Source organism: Rhodothermales bacterium (genome assembly GCA_017643395.1).
GTDB lineage: Bacteria > Bacteroidota > Rhodothermia > Rhodothermales > UBA10348 > JABDJZ01.
Genome location: JAEPNP010000001.1, coordinates 1,537,998 through 1,553,821 on the forward strand (window position 1 = coordinate 1,537,998; position 15,824 = coordinate 1,553,821).

A 15,824-nucleotide genomic window follows, 5' to 3' on the forward strand; every position below is an offset into this window, starting at 1 on the left:
ACGGCATTCGGCATGACTCGCTTCCTCTTCTCCATGGTACTTGCGGCACTCGTTCTGACGGGCTGCAAGGAAGAAGCCGGCGTTCAGTCCGACGACGCGCCTGAAACCCAGCCCCCAGCGACCTTGAGCTCTGCGAATCTTGCTGCCAGCGCAGCCTTCATGTCTGAAATGGCCGACGCCGACAATGTCCAGGCGACCGGAACCGGGCTCCTGTACGAGGTCATTACCGAAGGAAGCGGCGAGAATCCGAACGCTGCATCGATCGTGACGGTGCACTACGAAGGCGCGCTGCCCGACGGCACGGTGTTCGAGTCCTCGTTCGGCGGCCAGACCATCACCTTCCCGCTCAGCCGGGTGATTCCAGGCTGGACCGAGGGTGTGCAACTCATGTCGCCAGGCGCCAAGTACAAATTCTACATCCCGCCGGAGCTGGGTTACGGTCAGATGGGAACGCCGGGCGGACCCATTGGGCCCAACCAGGCCCTGGTGTTTACGATCGAGCTGTTCGAGTTCGAGTAGGCGTCGGCGGACGGGGTGAGCACCACCCCCACGCACGACTATCTTCGGGGCCGAAAACCTTCGCCCCCCGATGAAACGAATCCTGCTGGCCGCTTCGGCGGCACTTGTTCTGAACGCGTCCGCCCAGCAGGCGGAGATCATGTATGCCGCCCTGGGAGAGTTCTCCCGGCCGATCCAGACTGATTCGCACGAAGCGCAGGCGTGGTTCGACCAGGGCATCCAGATGATGTACGCCTTCGCCAAGGACGAGGCGCCTGCGTCGTTTGAGGAGGCCGCCCGGAGGGACTCTACGTGTGCGGCCTGTTGGTGGGCCGTCTCCTGGTCCTACGGCCCATACCTGAACGGCCGCATGCGGGAAAGCGACAATCAACCGGCGTACGAGGCCGCGCAACGTGCCCTCATGTTGCGGGAAAACGCCGCGCCGGTGGAGCGTGCGCTGATCGACGCCATGGCCGTGCGGTACGCGCCGGAATGGGATTCGGATGATCGGGCTCGCCTGGACACCCTCTTTGCCAACGCCATGTCGGACGTCGTGGCGCGTTTCCCGGATGACCTGGACGCCGGTACGCTGTATGGCGAAGCGCTGATGCTTCTGGAGCCGCGGCGGGGCCGCTGGTCCATTGACGATCCAGACGTCATTCACATCCACCAGGTGCTGGAGCGCGTGCTGGAGGCGGACATCACGCACCCGGGAGCGTGTCATCTGTACATCCACGCGACCGAGTCGACCACCGAGCCGGGCAAGGCGGAGGCCTGCGCGGAATATCTCGGGGACGCCATTCCCGGAGCGAGTCACATCAACCACATGCCGTCCCACACCTTCAACAGGATCGGGCGATGGGGGGACGCGGTGCGCGGCAACATTCAGGCCTGGCATTCGGACCAGAAAGCCGCGTACAACCAGGGCTTCGCCATCTATCCGAGCCACAATCTGCACATGCTGCTGTTTGCCGCGTCCATGGACGGGCAGGGTGCCGTAGCGGTGCAAGCCGGCAGGGACTACGCCAAGATCGTTTCAGGCGGCCAGTTCTACGAAGCGCTGGCCCTGCTGCGCTTCGGACGGTTCGATGAGATTCTGGAGATGGTCGATACTCCGGAGAACCCCACCTTTCGCGGGTTGTGGGACTTTGCTCGGGGCTATGCGCACCTCAAGGTGGGTGACCCCGACAACGCCCGGGTATACGTAGAGCGGTTGGATCGGGCCATCAGGGAGCATCCCGACGCGGGATTTCGCGGGCACCCGTTGCCGGACCTGCTCGGTATCACAGGCGGCATCCTGAAGGCCGGCATCGCCCGGCACGAAGGAGATCTGGATGCGGCGATAGAGATGCTTGAGGCTGCGGTGATCGTGGAAGACTCGCTGCGATACGATGAGCCTGAGCCGCTGAACTTCTCGGCCCGCCACTGGCTTGGTGACGTGCTGCTGGATGCCGACAGGCCCGAGGACGCCGAGGCGGTCTTCCGGGCAGCCCTTGAGGATCATCCCAAAAACGGCTGGAGTCTGCTCGGCCTGCACCAGGCACTGGAAGCCCAGGGCAATATGGAAGAGGCAGCGGTCGTTGCGCAGCAACTGGAGTCTGCCTGGGCCCGCTCTGATACCTGGATTCAGCGCGCGGTGTTCTAGGCGGCTCTCCAGCGCCGGCCGCGGAGCCCTCTTCCTGGATGTCGCCGTCCTAGGCGCGCTCGTTGTCTGCGCGCCAGCTCTTGATTGCCTTTTTGATATCGTCTTCCGACGTGCCTTCGGCCGCGGCCCTTGCGGCCAGTTCCGGGAATTCCTCATCTGAGGCAAAGCGCAGACCGATGATCTGCCGCATGGTCAGATTTCCGTTCAGCGGCGTTCCGGTGAGTTCCTGGTGGCGCAGCCGCTCCTCCGTGCGGATGACGCGATCCTGGACCTTGAGCGCGAAGACCCGTGCGTAAAAGCCGGCCAGGAGCAGGCCGACCGAAAGCGCCAGGATCAGCGTGGCGCTGTAGAGTCCATCGCCATCCACGCGTATCAGATTGACGACGGAGCCGATCACGGTGGCCAGCACCAGCAGTGCCAGGAAGTAGTGATACATCGGCACAAAGCGCCGATGGTTTGCATAGTTCTGGGAGTCGGACATGGGGGTGCGTGTTGTGGGGTCAGCCGCCGGAGCGTTTGACGTCCCAGCCGTAGGGAGCGAGAGTTGTGGGGTCAGCCGCCGGAGCGTTTGACGTCCCAGCCGTAGGGAGCGAGTGCCTGGACGACCCGGTCACGGTGGTCGCCCTGGATTTCAATGACGCCGTCTTTGACGGTGCCGCCGGAGCCGCAGGTCTGTTTGAGTTTCTTGCCCAGCTCCTTCAGCGCGTCCCCCCGGAGGGGCACGCCGGTCACCACCGTGACGCCCTTGCCTCGGCGGCCTTTGGTTTCCCGTCCCACCCGCACTCTGGCTGCGGATGGTGGGGCGTGGGTGGAATAGACCTGGCGGCTGTTCGATTTCATTCGGGCATCGGTACGTAAGCGATGGCGAGCAGATGGGCTCCCTGCGGGTCCTGGATGGCGACCATGCGTCCAACGGTCTCGACGTCGAACGGTCCCGCGACCACCGTGCCGCCGTTGGCCTGGACGGCCTCTGCCGTGGCGTCCGCGTCTTCGACTGTGACGTAGGCCGCCCAGTGAGCGGGGATGCCTTCGTCCATTGGGGGGATGACCCCGCCGAACCCCACATCGCCAATCTTGATGATGTTGTAGGGGCCCGTGCCCATGTTGTTCACCTCGGTGTTCCACCCGAAGAGTTGGGTGTAGAACGAGATGGACCCTTCCACGTCGGGCGTCTGAAGCTGAAACCAGGAGAACTGTCCAGGAGTCACGAAGGACTGGGTGTAGTCCACGGCCGGACCGAGCTGGTCCCACTTCATGACGAAGATGATGGCACCGCCGGGGTCGGCAATACCGGCAAAACGACCGACCTCGGGAACGTCCATGGCCGGCACGAAATTCTGGCCGCCCAGCTCCGTGGCTCGGGATACAACCGCATCGACATCATCGACCGTGATGTAGAGGATCCAGCACGGCGGCACGTCATCCATGGGGGCCTTCATCATGCCCGACATGGGTATGCCCCCGATCTTTCCGACGTGGTACATGCCATAGCCCATGTCCATGGCTTCCAGTTCCCAGCCGAAAATCGCCTTGTAGAAGTCGGCGGCCGCTGCGGCGTCAGACGTATGCAGTTCCGGCCACGAAATGGCCCCGTGGGTGCGAAATGGATCCATGGTTCCTGGGGGTTGGCGTGATCCGTCCAATTTGGCCGCTGCGCATGCAGGGCGCAACCGGCTAGTCCAGGTATCGCGCCCGCAGCACTCCCATGTGATGCCGCTCGTGACCGGCCATGATGTAGAGCAACGCGCGCACGGTAAACCGGCAGTCGGACGCGATCCCGTCCCGGTTCATTATCGCCTCATCGAAGGCCCTGAATTGCTCGAGGTTTGCTCCGCGAAGCATGTAAAGCTCGTCGATGATGGAGGTGAGCGAGCGATTCCGGTAGGGCGCTGCTTGAGCAAATTCGTCCTGGTCCATTCCAGGGATGGATCCGGCTGCGCCGCGGGCGAAGTGCAGGGCGCGAAACCCGAACACCCGCTCCGAGTCGACAACATGCCCCAGCAGTTCGGTCACCGTCCATTTGCCAGGGGCGTACCGGTAGTCTGCCATCGACTCCGGAATCTCCTTTAGAGATAGGTAGTGGGTTTCCCGCTGGATGGTCAGGGTTTCGACAATGGGTCCCACGGGCACGCGTCCGATGTAGCCTGCGTAGTAGTCGGCGTATTCGTCAGGCGAAGGGCGGCGGTCTGGCATCAGGAATCAGTAGACAGGGGTTCGGTTGAGAATGCAGTAGCCTCGCGAAGAAACGTGAGCTGTGCGCGCATCTGGTCGGATCCGAGGCTGCGGCCGAAGCGGGCCGCCAGGTACACAGCCATCCCCAGAAGCAGGGCCGCCGGACCGGCCCAGAGGGCAAAGGGAGGGTTGCCCAGGAGGTATTGGGAGGCGCCGATTGTTACGCCCATAATGCCCAGAAACGCAAGCGCCATGTACGCCGCCATGAAGGCGGACCAGACTGTCGGGTGGGGGCTGAACAGCCCAAGGATTTCGACCTCGTCGCCATCGGACTCCAGGGAAAGATGGAGCTGTGGGGACCAGAAATGCCGCTCCTGCTCCCGGATCTTGATGACGGCTGACTTTTCGTAGGTGGTGCCCACAAACGACGATGAGTCCGAGAGGCCTCGGTTCAGCGCCCCCAGAAAGCTGTCCAGGGATCCGCTGGCATGTCCCTCGATCCGGGGCCGCATCGACAAATCAGCCATGGTCCCGGTACAGTCTCTTGATGAGCTGGATCTGGCCTACGTGGTAGGTGTCGTGTAGTACCACGCCGGACAACAGGTCCATGAACGTCCAGTGCTCGGCGCCGCCCCAGACGTCGTCCAGGCGGCCGGCGTCGAATTCCTCAACGACGCCCAGCAGCGCGGTGTGCTCGGACTTCAGCAGCGCGACATCCGCCTTCCACGCACCGTCCTCGACGATCTCGGGTTGAGCCGGCCAGTCGGCGGGCTTGCGCGGAAATCTTCCTCTTGGGCCCTGAAGGATGCGGTTACGGACTGCGTACTTCCAGTAGGCGAGGTGCAGGACCAACTCCCAGATGCTGTGACGACCGGGTGCGGGCCTCCATGCGGCCTGGGCGGCGTGCACTCCACGCGTCGCGCCAAATACGCTCGGACCGCCGTGCCACAGTCCACCCTTTGGCGGATCAAGCCACCGTTTCAGGTCTGAAAGACGTGGGTCAGGCATGGGCACCCAGGGAAGGGCCGGTCGTTGGTGGAGGCCAAAGTATCTCCGCCGATCCATGTCCGACAACTTCCCGCTCCTTTCCCTGGAGGACCCTGACTCCATTATCGCCTACGTGCAGCAGGCAGGATGGATGGAGGAGGTTACCCGTGTCGAGAAGGCGGGTGAGGGTAACATGAACCTGGTCGTGCGCCTGCATGGACCGTCGGGATCATTGATTCTCAAGCAGAGTCGCCCATTCGTCGAGAAGTATCCGTCCATCCCGGCTCCTCCGGACCGGCTGCTTGTTGAGGTCGCGTTCTACGAGGCCGTAGGCGGCGAGCCGGTGGTACGACAGGCCATGCCAGCGCTGATTGCGGTTGATCGCGCACACCGCATAGCGGTGATGGCCGATCTCGGGGAAGCCTCGGACTGCACAGACGTGTATGCAGGCGCGCCGCTGGAGGCCGCACCGCTGATGGCGTGGCTGACGGCCCTGCACGACAGCGATCACTCTTCGGAGCTGCGAGACCGATTGCGCAACCGCGAGATGCGTGCCCTGAACCACGCGCACATCTTTGATCTGCCGATGACCGGCGCTCACGGCATGGATCTGAACACAGTGACGCCGGGGCTGCAGCAGGCAGCCGAGACGTTCCGGAACGACACGGTCGTGCAGGCTCGTGTCAGCGCTCTGGGCGAGCGGTATCTGGACGATGGTCCGCGCTTGTTACACGGCGACTACTACCCGGGAAGCTGGCTGCGCACTGCGGAGGGTCTCCGCATCATCGATCCCGAATTCGGCTTCTTTGGGCCCGCAGAATTTGATCTGGGTGTCTTCAAGGCGCATCTGATCATGGCTGGCCTGGATGCCTCGGGCGCGCTGGAGCATTACGGCCGTGCATTCGACCACGAGCTGACCGATGCGTTTGCCGGCACCGAAATCATGCGTCGGCTGATCGGCGTGGCACAACTGCCCATGAACCGCAGCCTGGAGGAGAAAGTCTCCCTGCTGGAGACGTCCGCCCGGTTGATTACCGGGTGATCCGGAAGTCGCTGTAGCGCTCCTGCACGATCATGGCACCGCCCGGAAAGTCCACCACCTGGCGTCGACGAACAGGGAGTCCATCGTCCAGGATCATGGTTGCACTGGACGTGCGCTGGCCTTCCACCAGGATGTCGAATGTGATTCCGGCATCCTCTTCCTGCTCGTCGGTCTCGAATCGGACGGCCTCGACCCATTCTGCAATCCCGCCGTCTGCATGCTCGGGCGGAGACACCGTGGTCAGCGCTGCGAGATTGTGCAGGATGCCCATGCGCGTGAAGCCGAGCACCATGGCGCGAAAGGTGTCGTCGGGGCGGGCCACGGCGTCCGACATTTCGCTGGTCGCCATGCGCAGCGAGTCGGCATCGGTTTCCATGGTCATCTGAATCTGACGACCGATGAAGTGTCCTTCGGCTTCCAGGGTGACGTCACCGCCCTGGGTGAGCGTGACCACGCCTGAAAGGTCGCCTTCAATGACCCCCTCCGATACCACCTGGAAGTCAAACGCCACGGTTTCTGCCTGGAGCAGGCGGTCCTCGAGGTCCTCAAAGGCTGTCTGGGGGTCGTCGGCAGCGCCTGAACAGGCGGCCAGCAGCAACAGCAGGACAAGGGGGACGAAACGCAGCATGACTTCGGTGGGAGAAATCTGTCTTGCGGGTTGCGCCGGCCTCCGGGCGGTGAACCCGGCCCGGAGGCCTCGCGCGAACTCTGCGGGACTAACCCGCGCCGGGACGTGCCCGGCAAGGCGCTGTTACCAGCGACGGCCACCACCGCCACCACCACCCTGCGGGCGACGGGGACGATCATTGGCTTCGTTAACGCGGAGCGGACGGCCGCCCAGGTCGTGTCCGTCGAGGGCGTCCATGGCGGCAGTAGCGCCATTGTCGTCCATCTCCACGAAGCCGAAGCCACGGGAGCGACCGGTTTCACGATCGGTGATTACAACTGCGGACTCCACGGTTCCATGGGAAGCGAAGAGGTCCTCGAGATCGGCGTCGGTTGTACGCCAGGGCAGATTGCCCACGTAAAGCTTTTTCATTGAGTAACTGAGCCCCCCAGAATGGGTGGGCCATGCCCCCAGTCCCTGACGTTCACCCTGTGTGACGGCGAAAGGGGGGAGCCTGATTGAACAACGCGCCGCGAATCGACAGACTCGTGCATTGTTCCGCACCCTCGAAAGGAGGTCGTATACTCACCTTTCAAAACATGACTCCGGACAAGGTCAGCATCATCGTACCCGCCGCGGGCCGCTCGGAACGGTTCGGAACCAGAGACAAATTGGTGATGGCGTGGGGCGATACGACGGTGCTGGGAGCCGTCCTGGCGGAGGCGGAGCGGGCCGGTGCCAGGGAGGTGATCACGGTGGGTCCTGAGCTCAATCCCGAGGGTCCCATGGAGGCGAGCATCGCCGAGGGCGTACGGCGTGCACACCGGGACGCGGGCGGGTTTCTCGTCTGGCCGGGGGACATGCCGCTCATTACCGCAGAGGCAGCCGTCAACGTGATGGAATCGGGCGATGAGCACTGTGCCGTTCGCCCGCGCTTCAACGGGATTCCCGGCCACCCGGTGTTCTTCGGCTCTGCGTTCAGAGAGAAGCTCGAGCGTCTCAGCGAACCCGCACGCATTCTGCTGAAGGAGGTGATCTGGCTGAACTGGACTGACGATTCGGTCATCGCCGACATCGACACCACGGACGACTACCGGCGGCTTCGACATGCGTGACGTGTTTGCGACCATGAGTCGCTGGTCCCTTCAGGAGACGCCGTTCGCCCTGGCCCGAGTGGTCGAGACCTGGGGATCGGCTCCGCGTCGCCCGGGGGCAGCTCTGCTGGTGTCCGCTGAGGGAGCGGTGGCCGGATCCGTTTCAGGAGGATGCATAGAGAGTGCCGTCATTCAGGAGGCTCAGGCATGCCTCAGGGACGGCCGCATGCGCTTCCTCTCGTTCGGTGTGTCCGCAGAGACCGCCTGGCAGGTTGGACTCAGCTGCGGCGGGCAGATTTCCGTGCTGGTGCAGCCGTTCGATCCGGTTTCGGAAGTCGGGAGAGCCTGGATGCAGGGGTTGGCATCGCGCGAACGGGTATGGGTGCGTACAGCCCTTGACGGCTCTGGGCAGTCGGTGACTTCTGCGGCAACCGAGGTGGTGGCGGGCTGGGACACCGCACCTGCCACCCCGGCACAAACCGGTTTGTTCGACGGTGTATTCGTGCACGAGATCCGCGCGCCGGCACGGCTGCTGCTCCTTGGTGGCGCCGACATTTCGGTGCATCTCTCGGCGATGGCCTCCAGGGCCGGGTTCGAGGTGCTCATCGTGGATCCTCGGGCCGTGTTTACAGACCCCGAGCGATTCGACGTGGCTCCGGCCCAAATCCTGACAGCCTGGCCGCAGGAGGTGCTTGAGGAGTTGAAGCCCGACGACGATACGTTCGCCGTCCTGCTCACGCATGACCCCCGCATCGACGACCCGGCGCTAAGGATCCTGCTGCAGGCAGATGTGGCCTACGTCGGAGCGCTGGGCGGGCGCAAAACCCGCGAGGCCCGCAATGCCCGGCTGGCCGCCGCTGGATTCAGCGAGGACCTCATCGCCCGAATCCATCAGCCCGTCGGTTTGGCCATCGGCGCGCGGGATCCGGCGGAGATTGCGGCCTCGATCCTGGCGGAGCTGATTGCTGTGCGGAACGGTGCGACAGGCAGCCGGAACGGCCTGCACGCGTGACGTGTTTGCCGGCTCCGACCCCCGAGTGACATGGAAGCCTTTCTCACGTTTTTTGAAGAACTGACCACACTGCAGAAGCTGTTGTGGGTCATGGCCTCCCTGGCGTTTGCGTGGGTGCTGGAGGGCAGCATCCCCCTGGCGCGGCTGAACTATCGAAAGTGGAGGCATGCGGGAGTCAACTTCGTCTTCCTCGCCACCACCATGATCATCAATGCCCTGTTCGGGCTTGCCACGGTGGGACTCTTCCTCTGGATTGAGCAGAGCCAGTTCGGGCTGCTGAACTGGGTGAGCCTGCCCATCTGGGTCGAATTGATTATTGCCGTGATGGCATTCGACCTCATCGCCCAATACGTGGTGCACTGGATGCTGCACCGGTACAAGTGGATGTGGAAGTTCCACATGATCCACCACTCGGATACCAAGGTGGATGCGACCACAGGGACGCGGCATCATCCGGGCGACTACTTCATGCGCGAGATGTTTGCCCTCATGGCCATCATCGTGGTCGGGGCGCCGCTGGCGTTTTACCTGTTCTACAGGATCCTGACCATCTTCATGACCTACTTCACCCACGCCAACATTTCCATACCGGCGTGGCTGGACCGGGGCATCAGCTGGGTGTTCATCTCACCGAACATGCACAAGTTCCACCACCACTTCGAGCGGCCCTGGACGGACTCGAACTACGGCAACATCTTCAGCCTGTGGGACCGGGCGTTCGGGACCCTTGTGTACGAAGATCCCCGCCAGATCCGGTATGGACTGGACGTGCTGGATGATGCCACCGACGAGCACGTGGCGTATCAGTTCAAGATTCCGTTCGACAAGAGCATCAAGACGGACTACTGATTCCAGCGGCCCCGGGGCTCGTGCAGTCTCGCGTTGAGACTGGCCCGGTTTTGGGGGCTTGTCATGGTGTCGGCGCGTCTCCCGCGTCGGTCTCCCCTCGCGACAGGCCCCAACCAACCGCCGAGACCATGAAAGCATTCCTGAAGTTCAGCGCAGGCGTAGCCTTTTCGCTGCTGATTATCGCAGCGTTTTCGTGGTATGCGTTCTCGGCTACGACCGAGTTGGGGACTTCTGGGTGCCTGTTGCCGCTGGTTTGCGGCTGAGGGGATTCAGTCTCCGGTCGGCTGCCCTACCGCTTTCTGCGCCTCCACCATGTCGGCCACGTCCTGCAGCAGCTGCTTGGCGTCGAAGACCATGCCGTCCTTGATGGTCCATTTGACGCCGCCCTTGCGCACGACATCGCCCTCGTCATTCAACCGAATGGCTCCGGTGCCGTAGAGCACCTTGAAGTCGGCCAGCGGGTTTTCCTCGACGATCAGCATGTCGGCGCGAAGTCCGGGCCGCACCACACCATATTCGATGGGCTCGCCAGACGCCTCAAAAATCTCCTCCGCACCGTGCATGGTCGCGGCGCGGACCACCTCGAGCGGGTGGAATCCGGCCTCCTGAAGCATCTCCAGTTCCAGGATGGTGCCGAAGCCGAAGAGCTGGTAGATGAAGCCCGAGTCGGAGCCCACCGTCACGCGGCCGCCCTTGTTCTTGTACTCGTTCAGGAACTGCATCCAGACCTGGTAGAATTTCTTCCAGGCGATCTCATCGGCCGTCTTCCAGTGGAACCAGTACGAGCCGTGATTCTCGCGGCTTGGTGCGAAGAACGCGGCGAGGCTGGGCAACGTGTAGGTGTCGTGCCAGTCGGCGTTCTTGGCGCTCATGACGTTGCGACCCGCGGAGTAGATGGTCATCGTTGGATTGATGATGAAGTCGTGCTCCAGGAATTCGTCCAGCAGCGCGTTCCACTTCTCTCCGCCCGGGGTGACCATGTCCCACTGTCTCGCCACCTGGCCAAAACGGTGGTACTCGTCCATGTAGTTCATGTCGACGGGCCACGTCTGCACATCGGCGTTGTCGTACATGGACTCGAAGAGGCCGTAGTAGTGCGTCATCGAGGTCATTCCAAGGCGCGCGGCGTCGATGGCATTCATCTGCGCCACGCCAGTCTGCCCGAGGTGCGCCGTCTGACCCATTCCGTGCTTGTTAGCCTCGTCAATGAGGGCCTCCATGATTTCCGGGCGATAGGCTCCGAGTTTCAATCCCTCCACGCCCTTGGAGTGGGCGTACCGAACCCACTCTCGGGCGCCCTCAGGCGTATCGACATCGCCTTCCCAGTCTTCTCCCTGCCCCGGGCGCGCATAGACAACCATGCGGGGTGCGGCGATTTCGCCGCGGGCGCTGCGCTCGCGCTCTGAAAGGCTCCATTCCATGGGCCCGAATCCGACCCCACGGCCGGTGGTGATCCCGTGGGCCAACCACAGCTTGTAGACGTACTCCGCCTCCGGAGCCTTGGGTACGCCGCCGGTGTGCAGGTGATTGTCCACGATGCCGGGCATGATGTACATGCCGTGGGCATCGATCTCGCGTGTGGCTCCCTGAGGACGCCGCTCAGGGTCGATGGGCACACCGGCGTATCCGACGCCCACGATGCGGGTGATCGTGTTGCCTTCCACGACTATGTCGACCGGCCCCCGTGGTGGCCCACCCGTGCCGTCGATCAGAATTCCGCCGCGGATGATCAGCCTCTCATGAGGGCCGTCTTTCTCTTCGGGCGTGAGGTCCGGGGCGGGTTTGACCTGGGCAAAAACAGATGCGGCGCCAAAGAGTAGCGCCAGAAACAGAGCGGTGGTACGCATGAGAGGTGGGGACTGTGTGGAGCCCGAAAGTAAACGATGCGCGGTGGGTTGGGGAAAGGCGAGCCCCCTAGATTGCGGCGAGTCATTCAAACAGCCGAAATGGATCGAGCCCCAGTCATCGTTGTCGGTGCCGGCCTCGCCGGGTTGACCTGTGCGCGTCTGCTGCAGGACGCAGGCATCGCCGCGGTCGTGTACGAAGCTTCCGATGCCGTCGGTGGTCGGGTTCGCACGGACGAGATGGACGGCTTCCGACTGGACCGGGGATTTCAGGTGTTGCTGACGGCATACCCGGAGACCCAGGCCTTGCTGGACTACGAGGCGCTGGAACTGAGGACGTTTTTCGACGGCGCTTTGGTGCGCACGGAAGCGGGGTTCGAGCGCATCGCAGATCCGTTTCGGCAGCCGGGTGCTGCCCTGGCGACCGTATTGGCCGGCGTGGGCTCGCTGGCGGACAAGATGAAAGTCGCCCTGCTCCGTCAGGGTGTGCGTTCCGGCGAGCTCGAATCCGTGTTTGAGCGGGAAGAAATGACCACGGCCAACGCGCTCTCCGAGCGGTGGGGTTTCTCGCCGAGGATGATCGACACCTTCTTCCGCCCCTTCCTGGGAGGCATTCTCCTGGACGGCGACCTTCAGGCGTCCAGCCGCATGTTCGAGTTTGTCTTCCGCATGTTTTCGGAGGGGCAAGCCGCCGTTCCGGCCCGCGGCATGCAGGCCATTCCGGAGCAGTTGGCCGATGGGCTCACGGTGCACCTCAACACGCCGGTTGGCTCCCTGCAATCCGGCGAGGTGGTCCTGCAGGACGGTACCAAGGTGCCTGTCTCTGCGGTGGTTGTTGCCACGGCGGCTCCGGCCGCCGCGCGATTGGTGCCGGAGGTCGTGCATACGTCTGGAAGACGGGTCACAAACCTGTATTTCTCTGCCCCCGAAGCGCCTGTATCCGACCCCGTTCTGGTGCTGAACGGAACGGGCAGCGGCCAGGTCAACAATCTGGCTGTGATGACTAATGCCGCACCCGAATATGGTCCCGGCGAACGCGCGCTGGTTTCGGTAACGGTGCTCGGGGCACTCTCGGGCTCCCCGCAGGACGTGCAGGACGAATTGAGTCAGTGGTATCCAGCTGCGGTGGCGTGGCAGCATCTGCGCACCTACGACATCGAGTACGCCCTTCCTGAGCAGGCTCCGCCGTTTCTGTCCCCACCGCATCGGGCCGTGAAATATGCCGACGGCTTGTTTGTCTGCGGTGACCATAGGGACACGGCCTCCATCAACGGTGCCATGGCCTCTGGCAGACGTGCCGCCGAAGCGGTTCGGGAGTTTCTGGCGGCCCGCTAGCGGTCGCCTTGTTCGAGCACCCAACGTTTCGAGCCGTCCTCGCGCAGGGTCCAGCCTGCATTGAGGGTCAGCGTGTAGCCGTCTCCCAGGATCGGCGACGCGAATGCACCGGGGGCAGGCACCACAACACCGCTCCAGTCCTGCCGGATGAGCGCCCCGCCGTCCACCTCCAGCACCCCCCACGCGTCGGACAGGCGCAGACCCTGATAGACTTGACCGTGGTCCGGCAGCGTCTCCACCTGCCCCGGGTCGAAGCTCACCTGCATCTGTCGAAAGCCGAGGAAGAGATGGGGGTGCGTGACGTAGCGCTCCAGCTGCATTTCATGCCTTCTCTGCCGTTCAGCCTCCAGGGCATCTTCTGTGGCCGCCAGGTGGGTGGCTCCAAGTGAATCAAAGTCAGGATCAGCTGCGGGCCGGATCGGGAGCAGGCCCGGGAGGTCGGTGTCGGGAGCGATGTGGTCACGCCAGTCCGCCCGCATTTCGTCCAGGATGAGACCCCATGCCGGACCAGTTGCGTACGCGAACGTGCGAACGAATGAAGCGGCGTCCTCGGCCTCTTCCAGGTCCCGTGCTGCCGCCTCCCTTGCCGCTTCCAGGTCAAGGCCGGAAAGCCGGAGCCCCGTGTACTGGGCAAGACCCTCATGGAGGAGCAGGGCGTTCTCGGCGGACGCGGCATCGGGGAATATTGCCAGACGCGCGTTGCGGGCAGCGAGCGCATCGCCCACCCGGGATGCGTCACCGCGTAGGGCGGCGGCAAGCGCACGCATCTCCAGAATGAGCCAGTAGCGTCCGTCCCTGGAGCCCAGGTGCGGATTCGAGCCGCCCTCCTGCGGCAGCCCGGCCTGAGGTTGTATGCGGTGGAACGCCTCGTGCGACAACAGGCGACGTAGCCCCGTTTCGGTCTCAGGAAGCGGCCAGGCCATCATGGTCCACCGGTGTTCACCCCAGTCGGTGGCGGTGTTGGCAATGGGCACCGAGTCGGGCAGCACACCCTTCCAGAAGCCGGCTTCCTCGGCAAAGCCGGGGGCCGGACGGGTGGCCCACGCCAGGCGCGAATCGGGATCGGCGATCATCAGCGGCCCATCCAGGGACACACCCCAGAGGTGTCCGGAGTCCTCCTCAGCGAGCCTTGTGAGAGCGGTAGCCACCAAGCGGGCATCTTGCCAAGACGGCTGAGCCGCCAGGGGAGGCGCGAGCAGCAGGATCAGGAGAGGGAGAGCACGCATGGTGAGATAACGGGGCAACTGAGCGAATCTTGCCCCCCTACCGTCTGACAGCTCTGCTCCCCTGCGTCAGCGCCCCTCCGGGTACGTCTGGCTCGAAGACCGCGGGGTGAGACACCAGGCCCGCTGAGGAGTCCGGCACCAATACGTTGAAGTGGAGATGCGAGCGACTGGTGAAGCCAGTGAGGCCTGAAAGTCCGATCGGCTGTCCACGTTTCACAGAGTCCCGCAAGGCGACCAGACTGCCGCCGGGCTGCAAATGCACGTACTGCGTGTAGAGGCCCGACTGCGGGTGGAAGAGCGTGATGTAATTGGCGTGATCGCGGTACTTGCGGTTGTTGCCGCCTGCTGTGTTCTCGTCAACGAGTCCGATGACCATGCCGTCGGCGGCGGCCGTCACGGTGTCCCCGACCGCAAGGGCAAAATCCAGCGCATACCGGGCAAACGGATAGTTGTGGGAGAACGAGCCGTAGTATCCCTGAATGACCCGGTACCAGCGTCCTGCCGGAAAGGGCAGGGAGAGGGTCTCCGCGCGCACCGGCCAATCGAGCGAGCCAAAAGTGAGGCTGCCGCGAACGGCGCTCGAAAGAGACGTCGAGTCCAGGCCTGGAGCGTGCACACGAATCGGCTTCTCGGACAACGGCGCCAGGACGAATGCGGTGTCCAGGGCAATCGCGTCCGAAGTCAACTGCACCCGCATGGGGCTGGGAACCGTGTTGTGCACGGTCACCACAAGCGAGTCGCCCCGGAGTTCACGATCCATGCGCACGTCATTCTGGCGAGTGACGGGCTCCGGGAGCGACTGGCAGCCGGCTAGCAGGATGACCAGAAACAGGCGATACACGCCCCGAAGATACACCCCGGTTATGCGCTGGATCTGGTCTGCCGATACCGGAGGCATGCCAAGTCTCGTTGCGTTTCTGACATTGCTGTTCAGCCTGGTCGCAGGCATGAAGGACCCCTGGTCTCCGCTAAGGGCGAGGGCCGACGCCGGCTCGTCCTACGATCGTCTGCAGTGGGGCATGATGAACTGGTTCGGAGCACAGGGTCTGTCATACAAAACGCTTCTGGCGGATCCCGCGGTCGATGCCGAGTTGGGCCGAAAACTCATCACTGAGGAGGCCCTGGACGGCAACTGGATGGCCGGGCCTATCTATCTCTACAAGCTCGAAAGACCGTCTCCCGATCGCTGGAAAAAGCTTGCCGAAGCGGGCCACCCCATGGCTGTTTCCATGCACGCGCTGGACGTGGCTCTGTCTCACTGTGGTGATGGCGTCGTTCCGGAGCCGGAGATCGTGACCTTTCAGGCCCGGTACCTGCCACGCATGGATCTAATGGGTCAGTTGGACCGAATGCCGAGGAATCCCAACGCTCGCTCCCGACGCATCGAGGGGGTGACCAAGGAATATCTGACAACCGTGTATTTCGTCGAAAACATCAACCTGCACGTGCCGGAGATCTGCGGCAACGCCAGCCAGATCCTCCAGTACCTGGGCTACACGGATCCGGCTTGACC

Annotated in this window: 19 protein-coding genes; 8 read left to right on the plus strand and 11 right to left on the minus strand. The window is 63.4% G+C overall.

Features of this window, described 5'->3' with window-relative positions; genetic code table 11:
• The first annotated feature begins 12 nt into the window (after nt 1-12).
• Both JJ896_06200 and JJ896_06205 read left to right on the plus strand, forming a co-directional pair.
• Nucleotides 13-519 (plus strand): FKBP-type peptidyl-prolyl cis-trans isomerase, encoded by a 507-nt coding sequence (locus JJ896_06200; GenBank protein MBO6779225.1) that lies wholly within the window; start codon nt 13-15, stop codon nt 517-519.
• 70 nt (nt 520-589) lie between these two features.
• The gene (locus JJ896_06205; GenBank protein ID MBO6779226.1) at nt 590-2,143 is read left to right on the plus strand and encodes a tetratricopeptide repeat protein; all 1,554 of its coding nucleotides are present in this window, start codon (nt 590-592) and stop codon (nt 2,141-2,143) included.
• A gap of 49 nt (nt 2,144-2,192) precedes the next feature.
• Here JJ896_06205 and JJ896_06210 read toward each other — a convergent pair whose 3' ends face one another.
• The 6 genes from JJ896_06210 to JJ896_06235 form a co-directional block, all read right to left on the minus strand.
• A complete protein-coding gene (locus JJ896_06210; GenBank protein ID MBO6779227.1) occupies nt 2,193-2,624 on the minus strand; it encodes a hypothetical protein in 432 nt (143 codons plus the stop codon).
• Between the two features lie 71 nt (nt 2,625-2,695).
• Complete coding sequence (locus JJ896_06215) at nt 2,696-2,983, minus strand: hypothetical protein (protein MBO6779228.1); 288 nt, start codon at nt 2,981-2,983, stop codon at nt 2,696-2,698.
• The gene (locus tag JJ896_06220; protein ID MBO6779229.1) at nt 2,980-3,756 is read right to left on the minus strand and encodes a VOC family protein; all 777 of its coding nucleotides are present in this window, start codon (nt 3,754-3,756) and stop codon (nt 2,980-2,982) included. Before JJ896_06220 ends, JJ896_06215 begins: the two co-directional genes overlap by 4 nt.
• Before the next feature lie 61 nt (nt 3,757-3,817).
• Entirely contained in the window at nt 3,818-4,336 is a 519-nt protein-coding gene (locus tag JJ896_06225) for a DinB family protein (GenBank protein ID MBO6779230.1), read from the minus strand.
• Complete coding sequence (locus JJ896_06230) at nt 4,336-4,842, minus strand: hypothetical protein (GenBank protein ID MBO6779231.1); 507 nt, start codon at nt 4,840-4,842, stop codon at nt 4,336-4,338. The genes JJ896_06225 and JJ896_06230 overlap by 1 nt, the downstream gene beginning before the upstream one ends.
• Nucleotides 4,835-5,323 carry a DinB family protein gene (locus JJ896_06235; protein MBO6779232.1) on the minus strand — a complete coding sequence of 163 codons (489 nt, stop codon included), beginning with the start codon at nt 5,321-5,323 and terminating at the stop codon, nt 4,835-4,837. Before JJ896_06235 ends, JJ896_06230 begins: the two co-directional genes overlap by 8 nt.
• A 55-nt stretch (nt 5,324-5,378) precedes the next feature.
• Between JJ896_06235 and JJ896_06240 the strand changes: the two genes are divergently transcribed.
• Nucleotides 5,379-6,344, plus strand: coding sequence for a phosphotransferase (locus tag JJ896_06240; protein MBO6779233.1), 966 nt, complete (start codon nt 5,379-5,381; stop codon nt 6,342-6,344).
• Here JJ896_06240 and JJ896_06245 read toward each other — a convergent pair.
• Both JJ896_06245 and JJ896_06250 read right to left on the minus strand, forming a co-directional pair.
• Nucleotides 6,334-6,972 (minus strand): hypothetical protein, encoded by a 639-nt coding sequence (locus JJ896_06245; GenBank protein MBO6779234.1) that lies wholly within the window; start codon nt 6,970-6,972, stop codon nt 6,334-6,336. The two genes, JJ896_06240 and JJ896_06245, sit on opposite strands and share 11 nt — an antisense overlap.
• Before the next feature lie 123 nt (nt 6,973-7,095).
• Entirely contained in the window at nt 7,096-7,383 is a 288-nt protein-coding gene (locus JJ896_06250; GenBank protein ID MBO6779235.1) for an RNA-binding protein, read from the minus strand.
• Between the two features lie 167 nt (nt 7,384-7,550).
• Here JJ896_06250 and JJ896_06255 point away from each other — a divergent pair, with 167 nt between their 5' ends.
• From JJ896_06255 to JJ896_06265, 3 genes are read left to right on the plus strand one after another with little or no spacing between them, the layout of a single operon-like run.
• Entirely contained in the window at nt 7,551-8,066 is a 516-nt protein-coding gene (locus JJ896_06255) for an NTP transferase domain-containing protein (protein ID MBO6779236.1), read from the plus strand.
• Nucleotides 8,059-9,057: an XdhC family protein gene (locus JJ896_06260; GenBank protein ID MBO6779237.1), complete on the plus strand. Its 999-nt coding sequence runs from the start codon at nt 8,059-8,061 to the stop codon at nt 9,055-9,057. The genes JJ896_06255 and JJ896_06260 overlap by 8 nt, the downstream gene beginning before the upstream one ends.
• Before the next feature lie 30 nt (nt 9,058-9,087).
• Nucleotides 9,088-9,906: a sterol desaturase family protein gene (locus tag JJ896_06265; protein MBO6779238.1), complete on the plus strand. Its 819-nt coding sequence runs from the start codon at nt 9,088-9,090 to the stop codon at nt 9,904-9,906.
• Nucleotides 9,907-10,175: 269 nt separating this feature from the next.
• On the opposite strand, the gene JJ896_06270 is transcribed toward JJ896_06265, so the two are convergent.
• Nucleotides 10,176-11,753 (minus strand): hypothetical protein, encoded by a 1,578-nt coding sequence (locus JJ896_06270; protein ID MBO6779239.1) that lies wholly within the window; start codon nt 11,751-11,753, stop codon nt 10,176-10,178.
• Between the two features lie 99 nt (nt 11,754-11,852).
• On the opposite strand from JJ896_06270, the gene JJ896_06275 reads away from it, so the two are divergent.
• Nucleotides 11,853-13,085 (plus strand): FAD-dependent oxidoreductase, encoded by a 1,233-nt coding sequence (locus JJ896_06275; protein ID MBO6779240.1) that lies wholly within the window; start codon nt 11,853-11,855, stop codon nt 13,083-13,085.
• On the opposite strand, the gene JJ896_06280 is transcribed toward JJ896_06275, so the two are convergent.
• A complete protein-coding gene (locus JJ896_06280) occupies nt 13,082-14,311 on the minus strand; it encodes a hypothetical protein (protein MBO6779241.1) in 1,230 nt (409 codons plus the stop codon). The genes JJ896_06275 and JJ896_06280 overlap by 4 nt on opposite strands.
• A 37-nt stretch (nt 14,312-14,348) precedes the next feature.
• Nucleotides 14,349-15,209 (minus strand): M23 family metallopeptidase, encoded by an 861-nt coding sequence (locus JJ896_06285; GenBank protein MBO6779242.1) that lies wholly within the window; start codon nt 15,207-15,209, stop codon nt 14,349-14,351.
• Here JJ896_06285 and JJ896_06290 point away from each other — a divergent pair.
• Complete coding sequence (locus JJ896_06290; protein ID MBO6779243.1) at nt 15,208-15,822, plus strand: hypothetical protein; 615 nt, start codon at nt 15,208-15,210, stop codon at nt 15,820-15,822. The genes JJ896_06285 and JJ896_06290 overlap by 2 nt on opposite strands.
• The last annotated feature ends 2 nt before the right edge of the window (nt 15,823-15,824 follow it).